The following is a 26,261-nucleotide window of genomic DNA, read 5'->3' as shown; positions in this document are numbered from 1 at the left end:
TAAATATTCCACAGCTGCTTTTATTTTAGACGATATAGATTCCGCCGTTCCGTCTTTATAACAATATTTTGTTCATCCGGCGGTCTTCTTTTCGTTTCCGCATTGGCATATCTGCCGATGTTGATCAAAACGCCAATACTAGCCATATTCAATATCAATGATGTACCACCATAGCTTATAAAAGGCAATGGCACACCAACGACCGGTAAAATACCAATCACCATATATAAATTAACTGCTGCCTGGCCGACAATCAACAGCATAATACCGCAGGCCAGCATTTTTCCAAACCCTTCGCCGGCTCGTCTGGCTATTTTACCGCAATACGCCGCCAATGCCACATACAAACCAAAAACAAACAATACAGCAAACAGACCATTTTCTTGAGAAAAAACAGCAAAAGCAAAATCAGTATGCGCTTCCGGTAAATAGGAATATTTGCTCACGCCTCTTCCCAATCCCATGCCAAACACACCACCAGATCCAATAGCTGACAAAGACTGAACTGTCTGATAGCCAAAGCCCTGTGCCTGTGACCAGGGATCATACCAGCTCTTAATCCGGTCTAACCGATAAGACTGCAATGTCACTAATATACCGAATAACACTGCTGCCGCCAATACCGTATAAGCTATCCATTTGATTTTCATCCCGGCAATGAAGTGCATCAGCAGGGGAATCCCGGCCACTAACAAAGCTGTTCCCATATCCGGCTCCAACTCAACAGCAGTCGCCATGAGTACAGCAATGATAAATGTTCGATTGAGTAAGGGAATAGCTTTATGATTATCGATCTTTGACCCCAGAAATGATGCCGTCATTATTATACTGACTAACTTAGCTATTTCTGATGGCTGAAACTGCATAAAACCAATACCGATCCACCTTTTGGCTCCATTTACACTAGTTCCGGCCATCAGTACTAATATTAACGCACCTATGGTAAACACCATAAGAAATGGCACAAAAACCCGCAGTTTATGATAATCAAATTTCGCTGCACAGAGAAAAACTACTGCGCCAACCACTATGCTTATTAAATGTCTGACAAGGAAAAAATAAGGATTGTTAAAATTCATCTCAGCAGTTATGAAACTGGCACTAAAGACATTTATTGTGCCGATAATTATGAGCAGTACCATAATAACCAACACTGCTTCCATATCATTCATCCAAAATTTTTTCTTTTGTACTGATTGCTCTCTGCCCGTTATATTCACGGAAATACAACCTCGCAACGATTTATTTTTTCACCGAATCCACTGAATTTACGCTCATATTCAGTCACAAAATCTTCACATGCACATCCTTGCGCATGTAAATCATAGCTGACGTTCCTGACGTCGCAGCCAGCCAATGCAAATTGCTCCAAAGAAAAATCAAACAATGACTTGTTGTCCGTTTTAAAGAATAATTCTCCGGATGACGCTAATAATTTATGATATTTTTCCAAAAATGTAATGTAAGTCAGCCGACGCTTGGCATGACGTTTTTTCGGCCACGGATCGCAAAAATTTATGTAAAAACGATTTACTTCTCCATCATTAAATAATTCATCAATACCATTTATATCAAAAACAGCCAATCGCACATTTTTTAGATCAGCCTCATTTATTTTACGTGCGGCATAATAAATTATATCCTGCTGCAGTTCAATTCCCAAAAAATTTATTTCCGGGTGTCTGGCAGCAGCCTGACAGATAAAATTCCCCTTGCCGGTACCAAGTTCAACATACAGTGGTGCATCATTGCCAAAAATTTTAGTCCACTCACCTTTTAAACCTGCCGGAGTGAAACTATCTTTGAGAAACACAAAATCCTTATATGCCGCGATAGCTCCCGCTATCCACGGCCGTCTACGTAACCGCAAAAAAAGCTCTCCTTTATTATACTCGCATTGTGATAATTAAATACCTGTCTTGAAACTTTATCTTGTTCCGTTTTCAAATATTAAGTCGACCTTTGGATAAATGCAAGGAAACGCACAAATACTCCGGCACGAATTATATTTGTTTTAAATATCAGGTATCTGCCAATTTATCGGTTTTTGTCCCGTATCAGTCAAAAAATCATTTACCTTTGAAAATGGATGACTGCCGAAAAAGCCATTATAAGCCGATAATGGACTGGGATGAGCTGATTCAACAATAAAATGCCGTGGATTGGTGATCATTGCTTTCTTACGTCTGGCCGGCCCCCCCCATAAAACGAAGGCAAGTGGCTTTTCCCTTTCATTCAACAATGAAATCACCTTATCGGTAAAACGTTCCCACCCAATTCCCTTATGTGAATTGGCCTGATGTTCACGTACTGTCAGTACGGCGTTCAATAAGAGCACTCCCTGCCGGGCCCAGGAAAGCAGGCAGCCATTATTGGGGATCTTACATCCCAAATCATCATGCAGTTCCTTAAAAATATTCACAAGTGACGGTGGTGCTTTCACTCCCGGTTTGACCGAAAAACTCAGCCCGTGTGCCTGCCCGGGACCATGATAAGGATCCTGCCCTAAAATTACTACCTTGCATTCATGATAACTGGTATAATGCAATGCATTAAATATATCGTACATACTGGGAAATATTATTCGGGTCCTATATTCATCTTTCAAAAAATCCCGCAATTTTATATAATAATCTTCCTTTAGTTCTGCATTGAGATAGTCCGCCCAATCATTCTTAAAAATTTGCATAATCTTGTTGATACTCCTCAAAGGCCATTTCTATTTAAATATTCATTATATATTATATATAAAATCGCTTAATGTAACAAGTAAAACAAGCATTTTTGCGCACTGGTGCAATTAATACTTTATTATTTGCAATAAAAATGGAGCTGTCACACGAATAACATTAATCTCATAAGGATGCACTCCATCACCGCTGCGCGGTTCCCCACCCTTCTACAAGCGAACAAAGGAAGCAGAATATTGCATATTTATGAATGAAAAAAATTACGTGCAGCAGCCCCATTACTGATATTTATAAATTCATTATATTATAGCTTTTTTATTATATCGTAATGATCAATAAAATCCATTCTTTTTTCTATTTATATTTTATGGCGGCAACTAAAATATTTACGTGCAGAATAAATAATATTATTGCACATTTTTTTAAAAATGAAAATCTATCTGTGTACGGAAAAGATGTCTGGTTGCATTGTGATCGTCACCTGTATCTATATTTCTTTTTTGATCGGCATAAAAGGTTTCCCATTCAACATTCTTATAAGGTACATATTTAACACCAACAATCCAGCCCTTCGTGTCTGACGGCAGAGAATTCCATTCGTCATCATGTGAATAATCACCATATTTAGCAAAGTTGATGTATCTGGCATATGCTCCAAAAGATCCTATATCATCCAGTTTTGTGCCTTTATAATCTATGCGGCATTCCTTACTAGTATTGTAATCGTCCGCATTTGTCCTTACATAGGTTCCTGTAAGCATTAAATTAGGAGCAACATTTGACCGCAGTTCAAATGCCCCCATCCTATCCATTTTTTGATTATTATCATAATTTTTATTACCAGCCAAAGTTATGCTTGTATCCAGCTTGGGAGTTAGTTTTCCGGTGAAATTAACCCCTTTTATTGTTGTATCCTGCCCATATGGCATTGTAACCAGATCTCCTTGGCGCGGTCTCAATAAAAATACTTTGGCATTCCAGTCCTTAGTTATGTCATAATCCAGTTGAATACCATCTGCTGCATGTCCAAAGGGAACATTTTGAAAACCGTAACCCCACCATTTTGTCCCTACAGTAACACCTAATTTTCCCGGATGGCCTTCCACCCATATACGCTGGAAAGTACCATCCTGATCGGAGCTGCCGGAACCGGAATCACCGCGCCAGGATTGATTGACTGTATAACCCTTGCGTGTTTCACTCTGAAAATGTGCTTCCCAATCTTTTGATACTTTCATCTTGCCTTCTAAATCCATATAAAAATGCTTGTTATTATTGCCGGCTCCGATACTGCCACTGTCATCATTATCATATTTAGCTCTTATAAAACCAAATAGTGTAATTTTATCGACTTTTTCTTTTAATGAATTATAGTCACTATCGTTGACGTTCATTTTTTGCAGTTCTTTCTCATATTCGGCACGCAGCTGCTGCATCTTTATCAGTTCGACTTCGTATTGCTCTTGGAGTTTCTGCATTTTTTCATGATCAGCTTTATCAATAGAATTTTCTTGTTCGCTTTGAGAAATACCGGTGCTGTCTGCCTCCATATTCCATGTGCTGTTTTGATCATTGCCTGATGCCGACACACCACCGGGAAATACAGCAGCTGCTGCCAATAACATAAATATACTTAATTGTTTTTTCATATTATTTATTTCCTTTCTGAATTTTCATTTTTTTATAAACAATATACATTGATAAAACTGCCCTTCATTTGCCTAAGCAGTCTTATCAATGCTATGGCAGTTATTTCATATATACAAATATCCGCTGCCGATTTCATTCACCATTGGAAAGATTTTCACCATTACTTTTTATTACTTTTTTATACCAATAAAACGATTTTTTCTTTTCCCGCTCAAGTGTTCCCCGTCCTGTATTATCTTTATCAACGTAAATAAATCCATAGCGTTTTTCCATTTCTCCTGTACCTGCCGACACGATATCAATCGGTCCCCAGGTGCAATACCCCAAAAGGTTAACCCCATCTTCATCTACGGCTTTTTTCATTTGTTCTATATGGGCTTTGAAATAATCAATACGCTCATCATCGGCAAATTGCCCGGCTGCATTTCGTGCATCATTGATACCGATACCATTTTCAACAATCATTAATGGTAATTCATAGCGTTCTGACAAAAGATTGAGAACGTATCGCAAACCTACCGGATCTATCTGCCAACCCCATTCAGATTGTTTCAAATATGGATTATCAACTGCCGTGGCAAATCCGCCGCCTACTGATTTCATTAACTGAGGATTGGCCGACACCGCGTAACTCATATAATAACTAAAAGAAAAATAATCAACGATTCCCTGAGCCAAAATAGCAAGATCACCATCTTGCATCTTTATATCGTATCCCTCGTTTTTCCATTCCTTAACCGCATAAGCAGGGTAATGTCCACGACACTGCACGTCACCAAAAAAGAACCTTTTATGCATTTCTTCAATTTGTTTTATCTGATCTGCCGGATCGCAGCTGTAAGGATAAACCGGCTGCATTGATAACATGCAGCCTATCTTGAATTCAGGATTTATTTTATGCCCTTCGATTACAGCTAATGCCGATGCCAAAAATTCATGATGTGCCACTTGATACATAACAGCCTTCTTATTTTCACCAGGTTTATATATCACACCGGAATTAGTGAATGATAAAAATGGGATATCCAAATCACTTTGATTATTTATTTCATTAAAGGTCAGCCAGTATTTTACTTTATTCTTGTATCGTTCAAATACAGCTGTCGCAAAGCGCACAAAAAATTCTATTATTTTGCGATTTCGCCAACCGCCATATTTAGTAACAAGATTATATGGCATTTCAAAATGTGACAATGTTATCACAGGTTCAATATTGTATCTGTGTAATTCATCAAATAAATCATCATAAAATTTTAAACCTGCTTCGTTGGGTTCCAGTTCATCTCCATTGGGAAATATCCGAGTCCAGGCTATACTGGTGCGAAAACATTTAAATCCCATTTGAGCCAGCAGGGCAACATCTTCCTTATACCGGTAATAAAATTCAATACCAGAATGGTTAGGATAATTTTTCCCAGCAACAACTCCATCAGTAATTTCCCGCGGTACACCGTATCTTCCTGCAGTCATTACATCTGCGACACTTACTCCTTTACCACCCTCCTGCCAGCCACCTTCCAGTTGATGAGCTGCTACAGCTCCACCCCACAAAAATCCTTTAGAAAATCCCATATAATAATAACCTCCACTTAACTATTTTTTGTTGAATTTTTTATAAACATCGATAAATTCTAATGCAATTATTTTGAAACCTTCGGCACTCATAAGCTGATCTTCCGCATGCAACAGCAGCAAATTAACAATTCCCCGACTGCCGTTTGCTTCTTCTTGCAGCAGTTCAGCATGTGATTTATGACCTTCATTAAAAACGGTGTCACCCTCCCCGATAAGTGTTTCTGCTGATTTAAAATCACCTGCTTTAGCCTTTTGTATTGCTTCTATATAGCAGCTGCGTGCCGTTCCTACTGCCGATATAATATTAAAGGCAATTAACTCCAATCCTTCCATTTTATACCTCCCGATGATCAGTCACCCAGCTTCTGTTTGGCAAACTCAATAACTGCTTTACCATCCATTTTCCCATATAAACGCATGTCTATTGCCGCCACTTGCACACCGGGACATTGTGCTTTAATCTTTTCCATGGAAAACCGTACCTGCGGTCCCAATAAAATCAAATCCGCATCAGATGCTTTTGTTTTTGCTTCCGAAGTGGGATAAGCTGCAATTTCACAAATATATGCCATTTCCTGCGCCGCAGTCTGCATTTTTTTTACCAGCATACTGGTTGACATACCTGATGCGCACAATAATACTATTTTTTTCATAAATTCCTCCACCAATTCCAGCCGTCCATTTATTTTTTAATAATCAGCCAGCGGTTTTATTTACTGTTTCTTCTTTTAGATAAACCTTATCCTGCAATTTCACAAAGGGAAAATACAAGATCGTAGCCATAATAAGATTGACAATTTGCACAATTACTCCCTGCCAGCCGTTTAAAAGCGCTCCTGATATTATTGCCGGTGTCGTCCAAGGTACTTGTACAGCACTAAAAGGCGACATGAATCCCAATACAATAGAACTATATGTTATTATCATTGCAATTATCGGAACAATTACAAAGGGCACTAATAAATACGGATTAAATACAATCGGCAGACCAAAAATGATTGGCTCATTTATATTAAATAAACCGGGTACAAATGACAGTTTAGAAATAGACTTTAGTTGTTGTGATCTGGCGCAAAGAAATGATGCTATGAGAAATCCCAAAGTAAGTCCGCAGCCACCGCTTTTTATAAACACATCATTAACCTGAATGGTAATTATCTTAGCCTGCGGATTACCCAGCAGCTGCATGCCGGCATCCAATAAATGCTGATTATCAATGGCATTGGCTGTCAGGACAGGACTTATAACTCCGCCGACAACATTTGGCCCATGAATTCCCGCCCAGAATAAAATACTCTGGAGTCCGGCAATAACACTACCGCCTAATAATGTATCTGAAATATTTTGCAGGGGAGTCTGCAATATTTTGAATATCAATTCGGGGAATGTGACACCGGCTAAAACTTTGCACAGCGTATAGATCACAGCTGCACCGGTAAAAAATATCAAACCGGGAACTAATGCTGAAAATGCTTTAACAACACCAGTTGGAACACTTTCCGGCATTTTAATGCCAATTTTATTTTTTTCGCAATAACAAAAAATATAAGAAACAGCAAAGCTTACAATAATTGCCGTTATAATACCATTACTGCCAGCCCACATTTTCGGTATTACATCACCAATTTTCTCACCACTCTTACTGACAATATATGATGCCGTTAAAATAAGAAAAGTGGACATTGCCATAACGGCTCCCATCATGGCGTCACAGCCTTCGGCTTCACAATACTTATAACTGATCGTCAAAACACAAATCAACGCCAAAACACTAAAAGTTGCTCCGGCTACCTGGTTCAATGGATCTGTCCAATTCGATCCAAAAATAGAAGCCATAAATTGAGCGTAACCCGGTATTGGCAGATTGGCAATCAATAAAAACGCCGACCCGCAGATAGTGAACGGCGTGGTCATGATAAACCCATCACGCAAAGCCACAACAACTTTCAGTTCAGCAAATTTACCCATAAATTCAATAAATTTATCAAATATTCTTTCTCTGGTCACTTCATTTTCATATCCTTTCCATTCCATTTGTCATACTGTTTTTTTACAAAACTTTAATCAATGGCAAGCATTTCCTTCATACAATGCGCAATGTACAAGAATTTCGAATTAATATTAATACAGAGCAATTGCTCAATTCAAGCAATTCATAACATTTTGGAATGATGTTCCGGCAAAATAAAAAAAATACGAAATATACTGAAACATTATTTCGTATTTAATCATTACTATGTAATTTTTTAATTATTACCTACCACAAATGCCATGAATCTTTCAATCGGCCAAATATATCCTCAAATTCCGTATAAGTGCGGCGTATATTCCAATAATCCTGCGACAATAATATGCTGAACAAAACATCTTGATAATATCGTACACCCACATTGAAAATCATATTTCCCATATCAAGATATTCTTCAGTATTTGCAATGTATAAAAATTCATCAATTAATCCTGCCAATGTGGAATTTTTTACCGGTGACAGCAAAAAAGACTTTATTTTTCTTTTTTGCAAAATTTTAGCTATATCAATCAGTCGTTTATTTTCTCCCGTCCGGCTCAAAAAAACGGCCACATGTGTATTGTCACAAGTCAATGCCCGCATATACTGACTATTGGCTGCCATTGTCACCACTGCATTTTTTTTAATCTGCAAAAAATTATATGCTGTAATTTGGGCTATATAGTAATTCACGTCAAATGCATAAAAATCTACTGTTTTGGCATCAGCGATAAATCCGGCTACCCGTATCAGCTGTTGTATATCCATTTCATTCTTTGTTTCTTCAATAGATTCTATTTCCAGAGCCGCTATCTTTTTTACAATCGAATCCGGTGGATTTTTGTCAGTGATTGGCCGGCCTTTAATAGGATATTCCAATGCAGATGTACGATTTATTTCACTTATAAATTTTATTTTAAATTCTGTATATCCTTTAAGATTCAGTTTCTGGCAAAGACGGAATATCGCTGCCGGACTCGCAAAAGCCCGTTCAGCCAGCTCACGTATCGACAAATCGGCAATTTCCTTAGAATGAATTAAAATATATTTTATTATTGACTGTTCTGTTGAATTGAAACGCTCAGTTTCTTTCATTGCTTTCAAAAGCCGCATAATAAATCCTTTCAATAAAATAATATAACCCAAACAGGGACTGCCGCACGAACGGCATTGACCTCATAAAGATGCAATTAATCACCGCTGTACCGGATTCCCATTCTTTTTAAGAAGAGCAGGGAAAACGGTATATTGCATATTATGGATGAAAATGTTCACATGCTACAGTCCCTTTGTAATATTTATAAAATTACTTATTTATTTATAAAGAACAATGATCGTGTTATATCAAACGGCATTATACCCCAGTTCCAGTGCTTTCATATTCTGCTCTACAGTATGCGGCGGCACGCGTTTTTGCACGGAAGCCCGTGCACTATCGATTGATACTATTTTTGATATCTTGACCAATACTCCCAGTGCAACAATATTAGTAAATAGCATTTTTCCCACCTGTTCAGAAGCAATACGTGTCACTGGCACTTTTATTACCCGGGGAAAATCCGGAATATCAGGCACCAGATCCTCATCAACTATCAAAATACCCTTGTTGCGGTCCAAATCGCCATAATAATTATCAGCTGCTTTTTGCGTCAGAGACAAGACAATATCCGGCACGATTATTTTGGGATGATAAATAGGTGCATCATCAATAATCACTTCCGCCTTAGAAGCCCCGCCGCGGGCTTCAGGACCATAGGACTGCGACTGAACGACTTGACGGCCTTCACGCATTGCTGCTTCGGCAAAAATAATTGCCGCAGTGATTACACCCTGCCCGCCGGAACCTGATAACCTCAATTGTTTCATCATTTTTTACCCCCTTGGGCACTTGCAATAACTTCAGCATAGGCCTTTGTATATTCTTCAAACTGCCTCTTTAAAAATACACCAATAGGAAATTTATCCGATCTTTTTTCTTCTGGCAGCTTATCCCATGCTTTCTGCAAAACAGCATGATCGCGCAGCCAAGCCATCATTTGTGCCGGTTCCGGCATTTTATTTTTTCGTCCATAGGCTGTAGGACATTGAACTACAGCCTCAATGAAAGAAAACCCTTCAACAGAAATTCCTTCGGCAATCATATCCGTTAAATGCTGGACATGAAAGGCAGTACTGCGCGCGACATAAGAAGCTCCCGCAGCCGAAGCCAGCTGGCAGGCATCAAAAGGCCGGTCAACACTGCCGTATGGTGCCGTAGTAGCCTTTTTATGTAAAGGTGTCATCGGTGAAGCCTGCCCGCCGGTCATCCCATAAATTGCATTATTGAAAAGCACTACTGTCAAATCAATATTGCGTCTGGCTCCGTGAATGAAATGATTACCGCCGATCGCCGTGCAGTCACCATCACCGGTAATCACAATCACATTCAATTCCGGATTGGCCAATTTTATCCCGGTAGCAAAAGGAATGGCCCGGCCGTGCGCCGTATGCAGCGTATCAAAATCCATATACCCGGATGCTCGCGATGAACAACCTATTCCCGATACAATAACCGTTTTATCACGGGGAAGTTTCCTCTTTTCTACAGCTTCAACTATTGCTTTCATTACAGTTCCGTTACCGCAGCCGGGACACCAGATATGCGGCAGACGATTTTGTCGAAAATATTTTTCGTAAGTACGTTCCTGCATTATATTCTGCCCCCTGTAAGGTTTTCTATTCCGTCCACAATTTCGTCCGGTGTAAATAATAGAGTATTGTATTTAGCCAGCAGGCTTACCGGACATCTGCCGGCTGCAGCGCGTTCCACTTCATACTTGAGCTGCCCGTAATTGAGTTCCGGCACCAATATTGCCCTTACTTTTTCAGCCGTTTGTTCTATTATTTTGTTGGCGAACGGCCAGATTGTCATCAATCTAATCATGCCGACTTTCAATCCTTTTGCCCGCGCCTTTCGTACTGCCTCATAAGCTGTACGAGCCACACCACCATATGATACTACGGCATATTCCGCATCTTCCATAAAAAATTCATCATAATGGGTTATCTCATCTTGTGCTATGGCAATTTTGCGATGCAATCTGTCTATAAATTTTTCGGTCACTACCGGGCTGCCGGATGGAAAACCGGTATAATCATGGATCAGACCTGTTACATGAATACGATAACCCGTGCCAAAATCAGCCGGATTAGGCACCATGTCCTGTTCTGGTTCATAGGGCTGATAGCCGGCAGCACGGCTTTTGGTCGGGCGACGCCGCGGATAGACAGTAATATCACTGGCATTCGGCAGCTGAACATTTTCACGCAGATGCCCAACTATTTCATCCATCAGTAAGATAACCGGCGTACGAAATCTTTCAGCATAATTAACAGCCATTACTGCCGCATCAAAAGTTTCCCGTACTGTCCATGGTGATAATGCAATCATCGGATGATCCCCGTGAGTTCCCCACCGGACCTGCATAACATCGCCCTGTGAAGGTGAAGTTGGCTGCCCGGTAGACGGTCCTACCCTTTGTACATCGACTATCACAACTGGTATTTCAGCACAGGCCGCATAACCAATCAATTCCTGTTTAAGAGAAAATCCCGGTCCTGAAGTGGCTGTCAACACTTTCCGTCCGGCCAGTGATGCACCTAAAACAACACCCATGCCACTAATTTCATCTTCCATCTGAATAAAACAACCGCCCAAAGCGGGTAGCTTTTTAGCCATCGTTTCTGCAATCTCCGTTGAAGGGGTTATCGGATAGCCGCCAAAAAATCTTACTCCGGCCGCGATAGCACCTGCTGCACAAGCTTCATTTCCCTGCATCAATTTCATTTCTGTCATGCGTACACCTTCTTATCTACAAAAATAGCATAATCCGGACAACGCAATTCGCATTGACCACAAGCGATACAATCATCAGGTCTTACAACACTGCAGTGTCCTAATGTATCCAGCTGCAAAACTTTCTTCGGACAAAAAGCTACGCAGATACCACATCCCTTGCAACGTTCCGATTTCAAAAAAATTTCTGTGTCCATAATGTTTCCTCCCTGCATCGTCTTTTGATTACCGTCGGTAATAAATACATCTCGACGTACCTCAGCTAAAAATATATCGAAATTTTTACCGATAAGTTCTCTGTAATTATTTTAAAAGGATGCCGATTTAATGATATATTTGGTATTTCTTATCAGCATTCCATCAATAAATGCGTTTTGCGGCAATAAGCTATATTATAAAGAGTTTTGTTCTTTTTGACAATACTATATAATTAAAATTTATATTACATTGTTACTTAAATCCTATTATTACTGACTTTCTGTCAGTAAATTAAATTTTACATCCGTATATATCTCAAATGTGCGCGGCCAAGGAAAAAATACTGCCGCCCGCAGGTTGCGTATATATATTTTTTTCTTTCCATCCGGCGTGTCAATCCTTATAGGAGCACGCGACGCTTTACTATAGGCAAACTTATCCAGCTGGCGCTGCAGTGATATGCTCAACATCTGATTTGCCCACAGATAATTATTATCCATATTAAGGTCGCTCACATTATCAATACCGGCTTTACGCAAGGCAGTATTTACGGCATCAATTGTTCCCTTTAAATAGAAATAGTCTTCTGTAAAATGGTCATAAAGTATTGTCAGATTATTATAGGAAAGCCTCAGTGCGTCTGCTTCATTTGCTTCATTATGCTGAGCCAGGCAGTATATAGACGCCTGTGCTACTGCCTGGCCAATAGAATTACTGACTGTATTCCAACCCGAATATGCGGTTAATTGATTCACCGGTATATCGTCTGCCAATAACACAGGAAATAATGTTTCATCAGCGGTAAAATGTCTGCTGAGATCAACCAAAGCAACCTTTTTCCCTTCATCCAGCCAATTTTTTAACTGCCGGGCAGCCAAACGACGTACCGATAGACTTTCAACATCACCAATGTGCATGTATAAAATAAAATTGGCCTCATCTGGTGATTTTACGGGTCTTCCGCCCGTCATTTCTATCTTTTCTTCAACAATCTGTTTAACCGGTGCCGCCATATATGGAAATATTTTATCAGCAGCTGCGTCATCTGTGTACGCGGCATATATTTTAGGTTGATACACCGTGGCATTAAACTGCTGCGCCATGTTAAACAGTAATGACATGGCGACCTCATCGGCCCCATGCGTTACAACAGCCTGTCCGGCATTAAGATTCTTCTGTACTATATAGCGCTGTAAAAAACGCCGCTCAATATTTGGCATACCGTATTCTTCACCATCATCCTGACCAATGACAATTTTATTTATAACACCAGCAGCGCACAGATCAATCAATTCTTTATTCAATTGTAAATTTTTTTCATACAATAATTCATATTGCTCTAAATGCTTCTGTGAAATTTTACCTCGCAGCTCAGCCAGTTTTTTCAAATCTTTTTCATCATAGAATTGACTAAATCTATCAACCAGCCGTGAATATTCCATCAAATTCTTTATATCCTTCGCTGCATCGATATTAGCTGGCGGTGTTATACGCGGCAATATATTAAACACATATATAGGCAGTGATTTATTGGTTTCACGTATTTGTTTCAATGCCGACCACACTGCATTTTCATCTGTATGTCTGCCAAAAGACTGACGTGAAGCCAAAAGCCCGCCGTAAAGCAATTGATCCGTCGACACAATGATCCCATCAGCCTTTGTAGCATTATTCATCAGCCAGTCACGCAGTTTTCCGGTGTCACCCGCCTCAGTATAATAGTCCATTATTTCCTGTGGCGGCACAATTACCCTTATATTTACCAATTTACCAGCATCTATTACAAATTTTGAACAGGGAGGCCGGCTGTCCAATGGAACGAGCAAGACACACTTCGTATATTTTTGCTCAATATTTACATTATTTTCCGGCCCTGTGAAGCTTATCTGCTGAAAAACAACAACAGTAAATATCGCCAGCGCTATAAAAAATATACTTCTTTTATACAAAACATTCATCCTTTTCAGTGTTTTGCTATTTATTTATATACATTATAGCATAAATATACAAACATTATTTTACTATAAATTTCCCGGATTTCCTAATAAAATCATTATAATTATAACAATAAATCCCCCGCTGGAAAAGACGGTCATTATTTATGCAGCACCGGGTAACAGTATCCTGCCCTGATAACGGAGATATCGCACCGATATTTGTATCATCAGCGCCACCCAATTTTTCTATCTGCCAAGTCAAATTTTTTCTATGTCCAACATAAGAATTTAATTTTATAGAGAAAATTTGCATCATTATATCTTCTTATCGCTCGCAAATTCTTGCATCTCAAGCTATATTTTGATAAAATCTATACATATGAATATATAAATTAATATTTTTCACATAATACTCGGGTGACACTTATGGAAAACAAACTGACAATAGAAATTTATGGAGAACAATATCCGATAAAGGGTGATGTCGATATCGAATATATGAGAGAACTGGCTGATATGGTCGACAACAAAATGCGTAAGCTGGTAAAAAAGAATCAATACCTGCCTATTCAGCGTATTGGCGTATTGACGGCACTCCATATTGCTGATGATTATTTTCAGCTGAAAAAGGATTATGATGAGCTGATCAAGCTATTGGAAGATAAATAATATTTCACTATTTTTACAAAAGATAATGCGGTATGGATTTCCATGCCGTTTATTTTATTACATTATATCAACGATTCTACGTTGTGGAGGTACTTTTTTTGGTTGAATTACTTGCCCCAGCCGGTACCTGGGAAGCTTTTAAAGCCGCTGTTGAAAGCGGCGCTGATGCCATATATCTGGCAGGAGAGAATTTTGGTGCGCGGGCTTTCGCCGCCAACTTTGATACTACCGCGTTAAAAAAAGCCGTGGACTTCGCCCATCTGCGCAATACGGCTGTCCACGTTACTGTCAACACCTTGGTGGATGACAGTGAACTCAATAAATTGGCTGATTATTTACTTTATCTATATTCTATCAACGTTGATGCCATCATTGTACAAGATCTAGGAGTTGCTAAAATTGCCCGCTGCATTGTTCCCGATCTGCCACTGCATGCCAGTACTCAAATGAGTGTAAATAATCTTGACAGCGTTAAGATGATGGAAAAACTGCATTTCAGCAGAGTCGTATTAGCCAGAGAAGTCAGTCTGAACGATATTGAATTCATCTGCCGTAATACTTCAATCGAAATAGAAACTTTTATTCATGGTGCTATCTGTGTATGCTATTCCGGGCAATGCCTCATGAGCAGCATGATCGGCGGCAGGAGTGGTAACCGTGGCTGTTGTGCACAGCCGTGCCGCCTGCCTTATACTCTTGTTGACAAAAATGATAATGATCTTCTAAATGGCACTGATGCCGGTCAATACCTGCTCAGTCCGCGTGATATGAAAACAATTGACCTGTTGCCGCAATTAATTGAAGCCGGTGTCAAATCGTTTAAAATAGAAGGCCGGATGAAAAAACCAGAATACGTTGCCATTGCGGTTAATGCTTACAGAAATAAAATAGACGATTATTATAAAAAGTCTGCCAATTACAATATCCGGCAGACAGACAAAGAACTTTCGCAAATATTTAATCGTGATTTTACTACGGCCTATCTTCAGGGACATCAAGGCAAAAACATGATGAGTGACCGTAAACCTAATAATCGGGGTCTACTCATTGGACGGGTCCAAAAATATAATAAAAAGACTTTTATTGCCGATATCAAACTGTCAGATGAACTTAATCTCGGTGATAAAATTGATTTTTGGGTAAAAGTAGGCGGCCGGGTAAACATGAACGTAACTGCAATGAAGGTTGCCGGGGAATCGGTCGAAACCGCAGAATGCGGTGATATTGTGAGTATAAAACTGCCCGGTCATGTGCAAGAACATGATCGTTTATTTAAAATAGCCGATGCCAAATTGAACGAAAAAGCCAAAAATTTCTTTAATAATAGTGATCCTGTACGCCGTATCCCGCTGAAAATAAATTTATCGGCCCATATTGGTTCGCCAATAAAATTACAGCTGAGTGATGACTGCGGCCGGCTTGAATTTACAGCTGATTTTGTTACAGAAAGAGCATTAAAACGACCGCTCACTTATGATACCGTCAATAAGCAAATGGGCCGTCTCGGCAATACCATCTACCAATTAGACGAGCTTACCTGTGATATTGGTGCCGATGTAATGGTACCAGTGAGCGTACTAAATGATGTTCGGCGTCAGGCTGTTGACAAACTGCTTGTCAAGCGTCGTGAACGCTTCAACCACCCTGCTCCTGATTTCACCGACTGGCACAAAACAATCTTTCATCATGCTGTGTTCCGCCCCCAAAAAACCTCTTTGATAACTGCTGTTGACAGTATCGACAAACTACAGGGTGCTTTAAAAGGCGGCTGTGATGCTATATTATTTGGCGGTGATTCATACAATCATCAGCATATATCCATAGAAACCTATCAACAGGCAGTAGACTTGTGTCACTGTGCTGAAGTAAAAATTTATCTGGCGATGCCGCGTATTTTATGTCAATCACAAATGAAATATATGGATTTACTTTTTTCTCAATTGGATTTGACAAAATTTGCCGGTATTTATGCCCATACTGCCGGTCAAATAAGAAAAATCAACATTTTTCGCCGGGATACGAATATAAATCTACCACTTTGGGCCGACTTTTCCATGAACACTTTTAATTCTGCCTGTCTTACTACTTTGGCTGATATGGATGTTCAAGCTGCTGTATTGTCTCCTGAGTTGAACCTGCAGCAAATAAAGAACCTCTCAGCCAATTCACATCTGCCACTGGAAGTAATAGTCAGCGGCAACATTGAATTAATGGTATCTGAATACTGTGCAATCGGTAGTTTTCTAGGAAATCTCCACAAGGGTAATTGCGCGGCACCTTGCCACCAAAACAGATTTTATCTAAAAGACCGCAAGTCCGAACACTTTCCAGTTGTCACCGACCAATTTTGTCACATGCACATTTTAAACGGTCGCAAACTGGTGATGCTAGCCCATATACCCGATGTCCAGAATGCGGGTATCAGCCGCATTCGTATCGACGGTCGCTACGAAACTGCCAATAAGCTGGAATCAATAGTGAAAATTTATCATGAAGTTCTGCAAAGGGGTAAACATCACAAAATATTTAAGAGCAATAGCATTGAAAGTATAGAAGGAACCAACTTCACCCGCGGTCATTTTTTCCGTGGCATACTAAACAATGAATAATGGTGAATAAATGGAACAATCAACTATCAAACTGCTTCAATACAATAAAATAATTACTAAATTGGAACAAAAGGCCCGTACGGTCCAAGGGCGGGAAATGCTCAAGGTCTTACTTCCTTCTATCGATTATGAAGAAATAAAGTCAGCGTTAACACAAACTCATGAGGCTCAGGCTGTATTGGCTGAAGCGGAACCGCCTTTCGGCGGGATATTTGATATTCGCTTATCTTTAAAAAAAGCCGCTATGCAAATAATACTGGAACCGGAATCTTTATTAAATATTTCCAGTACTATGTATGGTATGCGCAATATAAAAACTTTTTTTAAAGAATGTCCTGTAGATTGCCCCCAGCTCAAAACCTGGTCAGCCTCCATCGAAATTCTGGGACAGTTAGAACATCAAATCAACAATATTGTCGACGAACATGGCAGTATCCGTGACACAGCCAGTAATGAATTGTATCAATTGCGGCAAGAACTGAAAACTTTGCAACGTCGTGTAAAATCTTCCATGGACAATATATTAAAAAATCCCGATATGCAAAAATATTTTCAAGAAACTATTATAACTGTTCGCAATGAACGTTATGTTATTCCTATAAAACAGGAATATCGGCAATTTTTTCCCGGCATAGTACATGACCAATCGGCCAGCGGTTCCACTTTATTTATCGAACCAATGACAATCGCTGCCATGAACAATGACATAAAGCGCTGCCAGTTGAATGAAAAAAAAGAAATAGAACGGATCTTAAAGAATATCTCCGGCCAGATTGCCAAAAATGCTTCTATTTTACGGTATAATTGTAATTTTATCGCCCTGCTTGACTTTACCTGTGCCAAAGCAAAATTAGCTGCCGATATGCACGCCGTTTTTCCCATTTTAAATGAAACCGGACGCACCGACCTGCTTTCGGCACGTCATCCTCTGCTGCCAGCAGAAAAAGTCGTACCCATTAATATAAAAATTGGCCAGAAGTACCGGGCACTGCTGATTACCGGACCGAATACCGGTGGTAAAACGGTCAGCCTTAAAACCTTTGGTCTTATTGTATTAATGGCTCAATCAGGACTCTTCATCCCGGCAAATGAAGGCTCAGAACTTTCCATCTATAAAAATGTGTTCGCCGACATTGGTGATGAACAAAGCATTGAACAAAATCTGAGTACATTTTCGGCACATATGACACATATAATCCATATTTTAGCAAACGTTGATTCTTCTGCCTTGGTTCTGCTTGATGAATTGGGTTCAGGCACCGATCCGGAAGAAGGAGCTGCGCTTGCCATGTCCATTCTTGAAAAATTACTTGAAATCAATGCTTCTATAGTAGCCACGACTCACTACAATGAGCTAAAAACTTTTGCTTACAGTCATAATAATATTGAAAACGCCAGTGTGGAATTTGACATTAAGACACTGCAGCCGACTTACCGGCTGCTTATAGGTATTCCTGGTGCAAGTAATGCCTTTGCTATAAGTAGTCGGCTGGGTCTGCCGGAATCAATAATTTTGCGGGGCAAACAGCTCATAAAAGCAGACCATGCCAATTTTGAAAATGTTTTAAATACATTGGAAACCGAAAAACTTATTTATGAACAAAAAAATGCAGTTATCACTGAAAAGGAACACCACATATTCAATTTAGAAAAACGACTCAAAGAACAGCAATATGAACTTTCTCAGAAAAAAAATCAATCGATCCGCAAAACACAAAAAGAATGTGCTGATTTACTACGGGAAACGCGTCGTCAGGCCGAAACCATCATCAAGGAACTAAAAGCACAATTTAATGACGCAGGTATAACAAAGCGCCAATCCGTCATAAATTCCGCCCGGGAAAAATTACATTTCAGTATGAATAAATACAGCAATATCAATAACACGCCTGCACACGACGGTACAAAAATCAACATTGAGACCCTTCAGCCGGGTGATATAGTATACTTAAAAAAACTACACCAACAAGGTACTGTAGCGGAAATTCGCGGTGATGAACTGGTAATTCTGCTGGGCGGTTTAAAAACCACAGTAAAAGCAACGCAGTGCTTGTTTATAAAACATCATACATTGCCCAATACTACTGAACCCAATCATCGCAAGAGCTTTTCACAGGCAGATAAAACCGCTCAGGTCAGTCGACAGATCGACATACGCGGCCTAATGGTGGATGAGGCAGAAGAAGTATTGGACAAATATATTGACGATGCCGTCATGGCCGGATTAAAACAAATCATTATCATTCACGGTAAAGGAACCGGTGCTTTGCGTAAGGGCATCCATGAATATTTAAAAAAACATCACAATGTCTTCGATTATTCCCTGGCCGATATAAATGAAGGCGGCAGCGGTGCCACAGTAGTTAGCCTGCAATAAACGACCACCATATACAGATAAGTGGTAACATTTGCGAATTTATGGTATCATAGCATTTGATAAATATTTTATCATATCAAATGCTATAATGATCATTACTGTTCAATTATTAATGGGAACAGTTAATACCATGGGGTTTTACCCCGCATCCAGCTAGGAGGATATACATGGATAACCGCACACAAATGCACAACCGCAGGCGTCGTACTTCCCAGAATAACGGTTGGCAAAAAACTTTGTCAATTTTTGCCATAGTACTCGTCGTAATGGTGGTTGGCGTCGGCTGTGGTTTTTTAACAGCATCAATAAATACAAAACCAGATATGCTTCACAATATAGACCCACCGGCTTCTTCTCAGCTCTACGACATAAACGGGAATTTGATAAAAAATGTGCACGCTGTGGAAAACCGTGTTCCTGTCCCACTTGAAAAAATACCGATAAACCTGCAAAATGCTTTCATTGCCAATGAAGATGCCCGTTTTTACGATCATTTTGGCATTGACCCACGCGGTATTTTACGCGCAGTCTGGGCCAATCTCACTAACCATGAAATTGCGGAAGGCGGCAGTACGATAACCCAGCAATTAGCTAAAAATGCCTATCTCAGCCAAGACCGTACCTGGAAAAGAAAGATTCAGGAAGTATTCCTGGCTTTGGAATTAGAACACCAATATACAAAAAAAGAAATTCTTGAAATGTATTTGAATCAAATATACTTTGGTCAGGGTGCTTATGGTGTGGAAGCCGCGGCCCAAACTTACTTTGGCAAAGATGTTTCTGAACTTGATTTATCAGAATGTGCCATGCTTGCCGGTATCCCCCGCAGTCCGAATTATTATTCCCCATTAAATAATCTGGCTGCTGCCAAGGAACGCAAAACTGTAGTTTTACAACAAATGGAAAAGTATAACTACATAAATGACAATCAATTGCAGCAGGCTGACCGGGAAGAATTGAAACTCAATTCCGGTAAAAAATCTACAGATGATGATACGGCCTCATATTTCATTGATTATATAACACAGACACTAATTGATAAATACGGCGCTGATAAAGTTTACAAAGAAGGTTTGAAAATCTATACAACTATAGATATGTCAATGCAGCGCGATGCTGAAGCAGCTATGAAAAATCTGCCCAACTCCCGAAAAGATAAAAACAACCTCGAACAGCCGCAGGGGGCACTTGTTGCCATTGATCCCCACACAGGCTATATAAAGGCTATGGTCGGCGGACGCGGTACGGATAAATTCAATCGAGCCACTATGGCTGTACGACAACCCGGTTCATCATTTAAACCATTTGTATTTGCTACAGCCTTTGAAAATAACATGACACCTGATACCAGAGTCGATGACAGTGAAATAAAAATTGGTACATGGCAGCCGCAAAATGATGACCATCAATTCCATGGTGTAGTCAATATTCGCCAGATTGCCACTGAATCAATAAATATACCGACGATAAAATTGGCTTATTCATTAGGAATTGACAGTGTTTTGAGCACTGCACAAAAGCTGGGTATATCGACCTTAGTTCTAGATGGAGCCAAAAATGACCGTAATCTGGCATCAGCACTTGGCGGACTGACTAAAGGCGTGACTCCTTTGGAAATGGCCGCAGCTTACAGCGCTTTTGACAATCAGGGTGTATATATCAAACCAACGGCTATAATTAAAATTGTCGACCGCACCGGTAAAACCATTGAAGAACACCAACCGGAAAAACATCAGGCCATAACACAGCGCAGTGCATATCTGCTTACCAGTATACTGCAAAATGCACTTGCCAACGGGACCGGCTCCCGAGCCAATATTGGCCGTCCGGCAGCCGGCAAGACCGGTACTACTGATAATTATCAAGATGCCTGGTTTATTGGTTATACCCCTGATCTGGTCACATCAGTATGGGTTGGCTGTGATGATAACGCAGTAATGCCCGGTATGTATGGCGGAACCACACCAGCCTTAATTTGGAAGGCTTTCATGTCTAAGGCACTTTCCGGTACTAAAGCAGACAATTTTCCTGATGCCGATGGAACTATCAGCAGCGGTAATGCTGAGCTGCATACTGACCTTGACAATAATAAAGTTTTGCAAAAACCATCTGAACAAGATAAAAAAGCTGCAAACAAGGATAAAAACGACAATGCTAATAAGGCTGCTGCCTCCGCCGATAATAAAAAAACCAGCCCTGATAAACATATCCCGGCTATACCGCAGGAATCTCCGGCTCTGCAGCCTGAACCAGGTGAGCAAGGCGGCAAGGGTCAAAATTAGCTTTAGGAGGACTTTGATTGAACGTATATGACACATTAAAAGAGCGTGGTTATATAGCTCAGGTTACCCATGAAGAAGAAATAAGAAATTTATTGGAAAAGGAAAAAATCACTTTTTATATTGGTTTTGATCCTACTGCAGACAGTTTGCATGTCGGCCATTTTCTTGGAATGATGGTAATGGCCCATATGCAGCGCGCCGGTCATCGTCCGATCTGTCTGGTCGGTGGTGGAACCGGGACTGTCGGTGATCCATCTGGCCGCACTGATATGCGTAAAATGCTTACTGATGAAATAATTGAACATAATTGTAATCGTTTTAAAGATCAAATGCGTCATTTCATTGATTTTACTGATGGCAAAGCCCTATTCGTAAACAATGGTGAATGGCTGCGCAAATTGAATTATATTGATTTACTGCGTGACGTAGGTCCACATTTCACTGTCAATCGAATGTTAACGGCAGAATGCTATAAGCAACGTATGGAAAAAGGGTTAACTTTTCTCGAATTCAATTATATGATCATGCAGGCCTATGATTTCATGGAATTAAACCGTCGTTATAACTGTAAAATGGAAATGGGCGGTGATGATCAGTGGTCTAACATTATTGCCGGCGTTGAGCTGCTGCGCCGTAAATATGAAGCTCCGGCTTATGGCCTGACTTTTACCTTACTTACTACCAGTGAGGGTAAAAAAATGGGGAAAACTGCCAAGGGCGCTTTATGGCTTGATCCTAAAAAAACATCACCATATGAATTTTATCAATATTGGCGCAGCATAAACGATTCCGATGTAAAAAAATGTCTGTCTTTATTGACTTTTATCCCAATGGATGAGGTCAATAGACTCAGCAGCTTAAAAGATGAAAAAATAAATGAAGCTAAAAAAATTCTGGCTTACGAAGTAACCAAAATGGTCCATGGGAAACAAGAGGCTGAAAAGGCTAAAGAAGCTGCCGAAGCTCTGTTTACAGGGCAGGGTACTCTTGAAAATGCTCCTACAATAAAAATAAGTACAGAGCAGCTTAACGGCAAACTGCTCAATATACTGGTGACTAATAACATTCTTGCTTCCAAAGGTGAGGGTAAACGTCTTATCCAGCAAGGCGGGATTTCTCTTAATGACAAAAAATTAAATGACGTTGAACGGCTGCTCACAACAGCTGACTTCAACGATGGATTTTGCATGATAAGAAAGGGTAAGAAAAAATACTACCGTTTAATTTTTAAATAACAACAACTATATTAATAATTACATGAGGTGTAATAAATGTCAGGACATTCAAAATGGGCAAACATCAAACGAAAAAAGGGTGCTAATGATGCTATCCGCGGCAAAATCACAACTAAAATTGGCCGTGAAATAACAGTTGCCGTACGCATGGGCGGCGGTGACCCTATCGGTAACATGCGTCTGAAACTGGCCTTATCTAAGGCAAAAGCTAACAATATTCCAAAGGATAATATTCAAAGAGCTATTCAAAAGGGATTAGGTGCTGCTGATGGCAGCACCTATGAAGAATTTGTTTATGAAGGTTACGGTCCGGGCGGAAGTGCTGTCATGCTTGACATAATGACTGACAATCGCAACCGTACAGCCGCTGATATCCGTCATTTATTCTCAAAATATGGTGGCAATCTGGGCGAAACCGGCTGTGTTGGCTGGATGTTCAAACAAAAAGCCATTTTTATTGTTGACAAAGAAACATACGATGACGAAGAAAAGTTAATGATGGTTGTACTGGAAGCCGGTGCCGATGATTTAAAAGCTGAAACCGACTCTTTTGAAATAACGGCTGCACCGGAAGACTTTAATGCTGTGGCACAGGCTCTCGAAGACAATAAAATCGAAACTGTACAATCAGAAATAACCATGCTGCCTGATACCACGGTAAAGTTAGAAGGCAAAGATGCAGACAAAATGCTGTCTTTGATAGATGCTCTTGAAGAACACGATGATGTGCAAAATGTCTATTCAAATTACGAAATAGATGAAGAAGAATAATCATGCTGGCGTTAGGTATAGATCCAGGAACGGCCATCTGCGGTTACGGATTTGTTGAATCTGCCGGCAGCAGATTAAAAGCTGTAGAATATGGTGCTATTACCACAAGCTCCAAGGCAAGACCGCAGGACAGACTATTGACAATCCATCAGGAATTAACCTCTTTAATCAATCAATATCACCCCGATGTGATTGGTGTAGAACAGCTGTTTTTCAACAGAAACGTCACTACGGCAATCCCTGTCGGTCAGGCACGTGGTATCATCTTGCTGACAGCAGCAGAAAATAATATAGAACTGGTGGAACGTACACCGCTGCAAATAAAACAATCTGTAGTCGGATATGGCAAAGCTACTAAAGAACAGGTAATTTACATGGTTCAAAAAATTCTGCATCTGTCATCGGCTCCTCATCCCGATGATGTTGCCGATGCTTTAGCTGCCGCTATCTGTACAACTCACTGCATGAATAGCATTGTCTGGCGGAATAGTTAAGCAAGGAGAACAATATGATTGGTTATCTACATGGAAAAATTACTGAATTATTCCCAGATATGTGTTTTATTGAAGTTGCAGGCGTCGGTTACCGCGTTCTTATCGCGGCTTCAACACGTTCTCAGTTAAAAATTGGTCAGGAATTGACGCTTTACACTTATTTAAATGTTCGGGAAGATGCCCTGCAGCTCTATGGTTTTTTTACTCAGGCAGAATACACTATTTTCAATCATCTTATTTCAGTATCAGGCATCGGTCCAAAAGCCGGACTAAATATCTTATCGGTAATGTCAGCGGATAAAATTGTCTGGGCTATCAAAAACAAACAGTCATCTTTATTGACCTCAGCCCCGGGGATCGGCAAAAAAACAGCTGAACGTATTATTTTGGAACTAAAGGACAAACTGGGCAATACCATTGTAAATGATGCAGATGCTTTTACTGATGATGCCTCAGATATTACTGCATCGTCTGATATTTGGACTGATGCTAAACAGGCCTTGCTTTCCCTCGGCTATACACCGCAGGAAAGTACCGCTGTATTAAAAAAGACCCGGCACTTATCTTCTGTTGAGGCAATTATTAAGTTTGCTCTTAAAGAATTAAGTTCATAAGCGCTTTAGTAATCACCCGGATATTAAAGCGCTTATTGGAGTGAACATTAGCGTAAACATATTATAATTTTACAAAGGATTTATTGCATGAATATCATTACCAGCCCTGAAAACATCCAGATAAAAAATGCTGCTGCTTTAAAACAGAAAAAATTTCGTGACAAAAACAACCTGTTTTTGATTGAAGGGATACGATTGGTTGAAACGGCACTGCAAAGTAATGCCAGTATAAGGGATTGTTTTTACCTTCCGGCAATCTTGGAAAACAATCGGGCTGCTACCTTAATAGAACAATTATCTCAACGGGAAAATTGTTTTCTCCACAAAATAACAACTGCATCATTACAAAAATTAACTGACACCGATTCCCCTCAGGGTATTATTGCTGTCGTGCAAAAGAACACTGCCGCGCTTGATGAAAACTTATTGTCCAATAAACCAGTTCCTGCCATGATAATTCTAGATCACCTGCAAGACCCTGGCAATCTGGGCACTATCATAAGAACAGCAGATGCTGCTGGTATTGATGCCGTCATTTTGACGAAGGGAACTGTAGATGTATTTTCCCCTAAAGTCGTTCGAAGCACAATGGGTTCTCTTTTTCATCTGCCAATAGTCACCGGAGTACTGCCAAACGACCTTAAATCTTTTGCCGTTAAAAATAGTATTACTTTAATTTCTACAGTTTTATCTACAGATGCTGCTCCGTGTTTTTCAATAAATTACCAACAGTCGGTCGCCGTTATTTTTGGCAATGAAGGCGCCGGTATTTCCACACAGATGTGCAGTCTGTCAGATAAATGTATTTTCATTCCCATGTTTGGTAGAAATGAATCGCTTAATGCTTCCAGTGCGGCTGCAATGATAATGTATGAAATCATGCGTCAAAAGCATTATAATTGACAGTTATTTCGAAAAATGCTATAATATAAGGGTATTATTATGAGTATGAAAGATGATCGCGGATATTTTATATCTGAGGAAAGTCCGGGCTCCACAGGGCAATATGCCGGATAACGTCCGGCGAGGGTGACCTTAGGGAAAGTGCCATAGAGATTTAGACCGCCTGTTTTGGCAGGTAAGGGTGGAAAGGTGCGGCAAGAGCGCACCAGCGTTCAGGTAACTGTGCGGCTTGGTAAACCCCATATGGAGCAAGACCGAATAGGGAAGGGATGAAGCGGCCCGCTGAACCTTCCGGGTTGTGTCGCTAGAGTCAGCAGGCAACTGTTGATCCAGATAAATGATCGTCACCGCTTAAGCGGAACAGAACTCGGCTTATTGATTACTCACAATGATAATAAAACTGCCTTAAGGCAG

The 26,261-nt window shown here is 40.1% G+C and carries 24 protein-coding genes and 1 other RNA gene; 10 read left to right on the top strand and 15 right to left on the bottom strand.

Annotation, left to right across the window (positions count from 1 at the left end; genetic code table 11):
* Nucleotides 1-20 precede the first annotated feature (20 nt).
* From I6751_RS08855 to I6751_RS08785, 15 genes are all read right to left on the bottom strand, one after another.
* Nucleotides 21-1,220 (bottom strand): FtsW/RodA/SpoVE family cell cycle protein, encoded by a 1,200-nt coding sequence (locus I6751_RS08855; RefSeq protein ID WP_330998138.1) that lies wholly within the window; start codon nucleotides 1,218-1,220, stop codon nucleotides 21-23.
* The gene (gene trmB / locus I6751_RS08850; protein WP_196591633.1) at nucleotides 1,217-1,870 is read right to left on the bottom strand and encodes a tRNA (guanosine(46)-N7)-methyltransferase TrmB; all 654 of its coding nucleotides are present in this window, start codon (nucleotides 1,868-1,870) and stop codon (nucleotides 1,217-1,219) included. The genes I6751_RS08855 and trmB overlap by 4 nt, the downstream gene beginning before the upstream one ends.
* 144 nt (nucleotides 1,871-2,014) lie before the next feature.
* Nucleotides 2,015-2,689: a uracil-DNA glycosylase gene (locus I6751_RS08845; protein ID WP_182186325.1), complete on the bottom strand. Its 675-nt coding sequence runs from the start codon at nucleotides 2,687-2,689 to the stop codon at nucleotides 2,015-2,017.
* A gap of 423 nt (nucleotides 2,690-3,112) precedes the next feature.
* Nucleotides 3,113-4,339 carry an S-layer homology domain-containing protein gene (locus tag I6751_RS08840; protein ID WP_196591632.1) on the bottom strand — a complete coding sequence of 409 codons (1,227 nt, stop codon included), beginning with the start codon at nucleotides 4,337-4,339 and terminating at the stop codon, nucleotides 3,113-3,115.
* 133 nt (nucleotides 4,340-4,472) lie between these two features.
* Nucleotides 4,473-5,912 carry a 6-phospho-beta-glucosidase gene (locus tag I6751_RS08835; protein WP_196591631.1) on the bottom strand — a complete coding sequence of 480 codons (1,440 nt, stop codon included), beginning with the start codon at nucleotides 5,910-5,912 and terminating at the stop codon, nucleotides 4,473-4,475.
* 21 nt (nucleotides 5,913-5,933) lie between these two features.
* Nucleotides 5,934-6,248: a PTS lactose/cellobiose transporter subunit IIA gene (locus I6751_RS08830; RefSeq protein WP_182186331.1), complete on the bottom strand. Its 315-nt coding sequence runs from the start codon at nucleotides 6,246-6,248 to the stop codon at nucleotides 5,934-5,936.
* A gap of 17 nt (nucleotides 6,249-6,265) precedes the next feature.
* Nucleotides 6,266-6,568, bottom strand: coding sequence for a PTS sugar transporter subunit IIB (locus tag I6751_RS08825; protein WP_182186332.1), 303 nt, complete (start codon nucleotides 6,566-6,568; stop codon nucleotides 6,266-6,268).
* A 43-nt stretch (nucleotides 6,569-6,611) separates the two neighbouring features.
* Nucleotides 6,612-7,949, bottom strand: coding sequence for a PTS sugar transporter subunit IIC (locus tag I6751_RS08820; RefSeq protein WP_231037943.1), 1,338 nt, complete (start codon nucleotides 7,947-7,949; stop codon nucleotides 6,612-6,614).
* 223 nt (nucleotides 7,950-8,172) lie between these two features.
* Entirely contained in the window at nucleotides 8,173-9,036 is an 864-nt protein-coding gene (locus I6751_RS08815; RefSeq protein WP_182186334.1) for a MurR/RpiR family transcriptional regulator, read from the bottom strand.
* A 231-nt stretch (nucleotides 9,037-9,267) separates the two neighbouring features.
* A complete protein-coding gene (locus I6751_RS08810; RefSeq protein WP_196591629.1) occupies nucleotides 9,268-9,792 on the bottom strand; it encodes a 2-oxoacid:acceptor oxidoreductase family protein in 525 nt (174 codons plus the stop codon).
* On the bottom strand, nucleotides 9,789-10,613 hold the full coding sequence (locus tag I6751_RS08805) for a 2-oxoacid:ferredoxin oxidoreductase subunit beta (protein ID WP_182186337.1): 825 nt from the start codon (nucleotides 10,611-10,613) through the stop codon (nucleotides 9,789-9,791). Before I6751_RS08805 ends, I6751_RS08810 begins: the two co-directional genes overlap by 4 nt.
* Complete coding sequence (locus I6751_RS08800; protein ID WP_196591628.1) at nucleotides 10,613-11,758, bottom strand: 2-oxoacid:acceptor oxidoreductase subunit alpha; 1,146 nt, start codon at nucleotides 11,756-11,758, stop codon at nucleotides 10,613-10,615. The genes I6751_RS08805 and I6751_RS08800 overlap by 1 nt, the downstream gene beginning before the upstream one ends.
* Nucleotides 11,755-11,955, bottom strand: coding sequence for a 4Fe-4S binding protein (locus I6751_RS08795; protein WP_182186341.1), 201 nt, complete (start codon nucleotides 11,953-11,955; stop codon nucleotides 11,755-11,757). The genes I6751_RS08800 and I6751_RS08795 overlap by 4 nt, the downstream gene beginning before the upstream one ends.
* 270 nt (nucleotides 11,956-12,225) lie before the next feature.
* Complete coding sequence (locus I6751_RS08790; protein ID WP_196591627.1) at nucleotides 12,226-13,905, bottom strand: DUF4127 family protein; 1,680 nt, start codon at nucleotides 13,903-13,905, stop codon at nucleotides 12,226-12,228.
* Nucleotides 13,906-13,969: 64 nt separating this feature from the next.
* Complete coding sequence (locus I6751_RS08785; RefSeq protein ID WP_182186344.1) at nucleotides 13,970-14,209, bottom strand: hypothetical protein; 240 nt, start codon at nucleotides 14,207-14,209, stop codon at nucleotides 13,970-13,972.
* Nucleotides 14,210-14,319: 110 nt separating this feature from the next.
* On the opposite strand from I6751_RS08785, the gene I6751_RS08780 reads away from it, so the two are divergent.
* The 10 genes from I6751_RS08780 to rnpB all read left to right on the top strand — a co-directional run bounded on the left by I6751_RS08780 (nucleotide 14,320) and on the right by rnpB (nucleotide 26,237).
* Nucleotides 14,320-14,562 carry a cell division protein ZapA gene (locus tag I6751_RS08780; RefSeq protein ID WP_182186346.1) on the top strand — a complete coding sequence of 81 codons (243 nt, stop codon included), beginning with the start codon at nucleotides 14,320-14,322 and terminating at the stop codon, nucleotides 14,560-14,562.
* Between the two features lie 98 nt (nucleotides 14,563-14,660).
* Entirely contained in the window at nucleotides 14,661-17,171 is a 2,511-nt protein-coding gene (locus I6751_RS08775) for a DUF3656 domain-containing U32 family peptidase (RefSeq protein ID WP_196591626.1), read from the top strand.
* A 10-nt stretch (nucleotides 17,172-17,181) separates the two neighbouring features.
* Complete coding sequence (locus I6751_RS08770; RefSeq protein WP_196591625.1) at nucleotides 17,182-19,548, top strand: endonuclease MutS2; 2,367 nt, start codon at nucleotides 17,182-17,184, stop codon at nucleotides 19,546-19,548.
* Between the two features lie 167 nt (nucleotides 19,549-19,715).
* Nucleotides 19,716-21,830: a transglycosylase domain-containing protein gene (locus I6751_RS08765; RefSeq protein WP_182186352.1), complete on the top strand. Its 2,115-nt coding sequence runs from the start codon at nucleotides 19,716-19,718 to the stop codon at nucleotides 21,828-21,830.
* 17 nt (nucleotides 21,831-21,847) lie between these two features.
* Nucleotides 21,848-23,065 carry a tyrosine--tRNA ligase gene (gene tyrS, locus I6751_RS08760; RefSeq protein WP_196591624.1) on the top strand — a complete coding sequence of 406 codons (1,218 nt, stop codon included), beginning with the start codon at nucleotides 21,848-21,850 and terminating at the stop codon, nucleotides 23,063-23,065.
* Nucleotides 23,066-23,101: 36 nt separating this feature from the next.
* Nucleotides 23,102-23,836: a YebC/PmpR family DNA-binding transcriptional regulator gene (locus I6751_RS08755; protein WP_182186356.1), complete on the top strand. Its 735-nt coding sequence runs from the start codon at nucleotides 23,102-23,104 to the stop codon at nucleotides 23,834-23,836.
* A 2-nt stretch (nucleotides 23,837-23,838) separates the two neighbouring features.
* Nucleotides 23,839-24,330 (top strand): crossover junction endodeoxyribonuclease RuvC, encoded by a 492-nt coding sequence (ruvC, locus tag I6751_RS08750; RefSeq protein WP_182186358.1) that lies wholly within the window; start codon nucleotides 23,839-23,841, stop codon nucleotides 24,328-24,330.
* A gap of 14 nt (nucleotides 24,331-24,344) precedes the next feature.
* The gene (gene ruvA, locus I6751_RS08745; protein WP_196591623.1) at nucleotides 24,345-24,944 is read left to right on the top strand and encodes a Holliday junction branch migration protein RuvA; all 600 of its coding nucleotides are present in this window, start codon (nucleotides 24,345-24,347) and stop codon (nucleotides 24,942-24,944) included.
* A gap of 87 nt (nucleotides 24,945-25,031) precedes the next feature.
* Nucleotides 25,032-25,847 (top strand): TrmH family RNA methyltransferase, encoded by an 816-nt coding sequence (locus tag I6751_RS08740; protein WP_196591622.1) that lies wholly within the window; start codon nucleotides 25,032-25,034, stop codon nucleotides 25,845-25,847.
* Between the two features lie 40 nt (nucleotides 25,848-25,887).
* Nucleotides 25,888-26,237, top strand: an RNA gene (gene rnpB / locus I6751_RS08735) — RNase P RNA component class A.
* Nucleotides 26,238-26,261 lie beyond the last annotated feature (24 nt).

This window comes from Pectinatus frisingensis (genome assembly GCF_015732285.1).
In the GTDB taxonomy this organism is placed as follows: Bacteria; Bacillota; Negativicutes; order Selenomonadales; family Selenomonadaceae; genus Pectinatus; species Pectinatus frisingensis.
The sequence above is the reverse complement of the archived record's forward strand: the minus strand, read 5'-3'. Positions and strand labels throughout refer to the sequence as shown.

Excerpts from the sequence above, each read along its gene's own strand:
- I6751_RS08810 (WP_196591629.1), bottom strand. The coding sequence starts at position 9,792 with ATGATGAAACAATTGAGGTTATCAGGTTCCGGCGGGCAGGGTGTAATC.
- ruvC (WP_182186358.1), top strand. The coding sequence starts at position 23,839 with ATGCTGGCGTTAGGTATAGATCCAGGAACGGCCATCTGCGGTTACGGA.
- I6751_RS08840 (WP_196591632.1), bottom strand. The coding sequence starts at position 4,339 with ATGAAAAAACAATTAAGTATATTTATGTTATTGGCAGCAGCTGCTGTA.
- I6751_RS08805 (WP_182186337.1), bottom strand. The coding sequence starts at position 10,613 with ATGCAGGAACGTACTTACGAAAAATATTTTCGACAAAATCGTCTGCCG.
- I6751_RS08835 (WP_196591631.1), bottom strand. The coding sequence starts at position 5,912 with ATGGGATTTTCTAAAGGATTTTTGTGGGGTGGAGCTGTAGCAGCTCAT.
- I6751_RS08770 (WP_196591625.1), top strand. The coding sequence starts at position 17,182 with ATGGAACAATCAACTATCAAACTGCTTCAATACAATAAAATAATTACT.
- I6751_RS08795 (WP_182186341.1), bottom strand. The coding sequence starts at position 11,955 with ATGGACACAGAAATTTTTTTGAAATCGGAACGTTGCAAGGGATGTGGT.
- I6751_RS08765 (WP_182186352.1), top strand. The coding sequence starts at position 19,716 with ATGGATAACCGCACACAAATGCACAACCGCAGGCGTCGTACTTCCCAG.
- I6751_RS08740 (WP_196591622.1), top strand. The coding sequence starts at position 25,032 with ATGAATATCATTACCAGCCCTGAAAACATCCAGATAAAAAATGCTGCT.
- I6751_RS08830 (WP_182186331.1), bottom strand. The coding sequence starts at position 6,248 with ATGGAAGGATTGGAGTTAATTGCCTTTAATATTATATCGGCAGTAGGA.
- I6751_RS08800 (WP_196591628.1), bottom strand. The coding sequence starts at position 11,758 with ATGACAGAAATGAAATTGATGCAGGGAAATGAAGCTTGTGCAGCAGGT.
- I6751_RS08780 (WP_182186346.1), top strand. The coding sequence starts at position 14,320 with ATGGAAAACAAACTGACAATAGAAATTTATGGAGAACAATATCCGATA.
- I6751_RS08815 (WP_182186334.1), bottom strand. The coding sequence starts at position 9,036 with ATGCGGCTTTTGAAAGCAATGAAAGAAACTGAGCGTTTCAATTCAACA.
- I6751_RS08845 (WP_182186325.1), bottom strand. The coding sequence starts at position 2,689 with ATGCAAATTTTTAAGAATGATTGGGCGGACTATCTCAATGCAGAACTA.
- I6751_RS08820 (WP_231037943.1), bottom strand. The coding sequence starts at position 7,949 with ATGGAATGGAAAGGATATGAAAATGAAGTGACCAGAGAAAGAATATTT.
- ruvA (WP_196591623.1), top strand. The coding sequence starts at position 24,345 with ATGATTGGTTATCTACATGGAAAAATTACTGAATTATTCCCAGATATG.
- I6751_RS08825 (WP_182186332.1), bottom strand. The coding sequence starts at position 6,568 with ATGAAAAAAATAGTATTATTGTGCGCATCAGGTATGTCAACCAGTATG.
- I6751_RS08785 (WP_182186344.1), bottom strand. The coding sequence starts at position 14,209 with ATGATGCAAATTTTCTCTATAAAATTAAATTCTTATGTTGGACATAGA.
- I6751_RS08755 (WP_182186356.1), top strand. The coding sequence starts at position 23,102 with ATGTCAGGACATTCAAAATGGGCAAACATCAAACGAAAAAAGGGTGCT.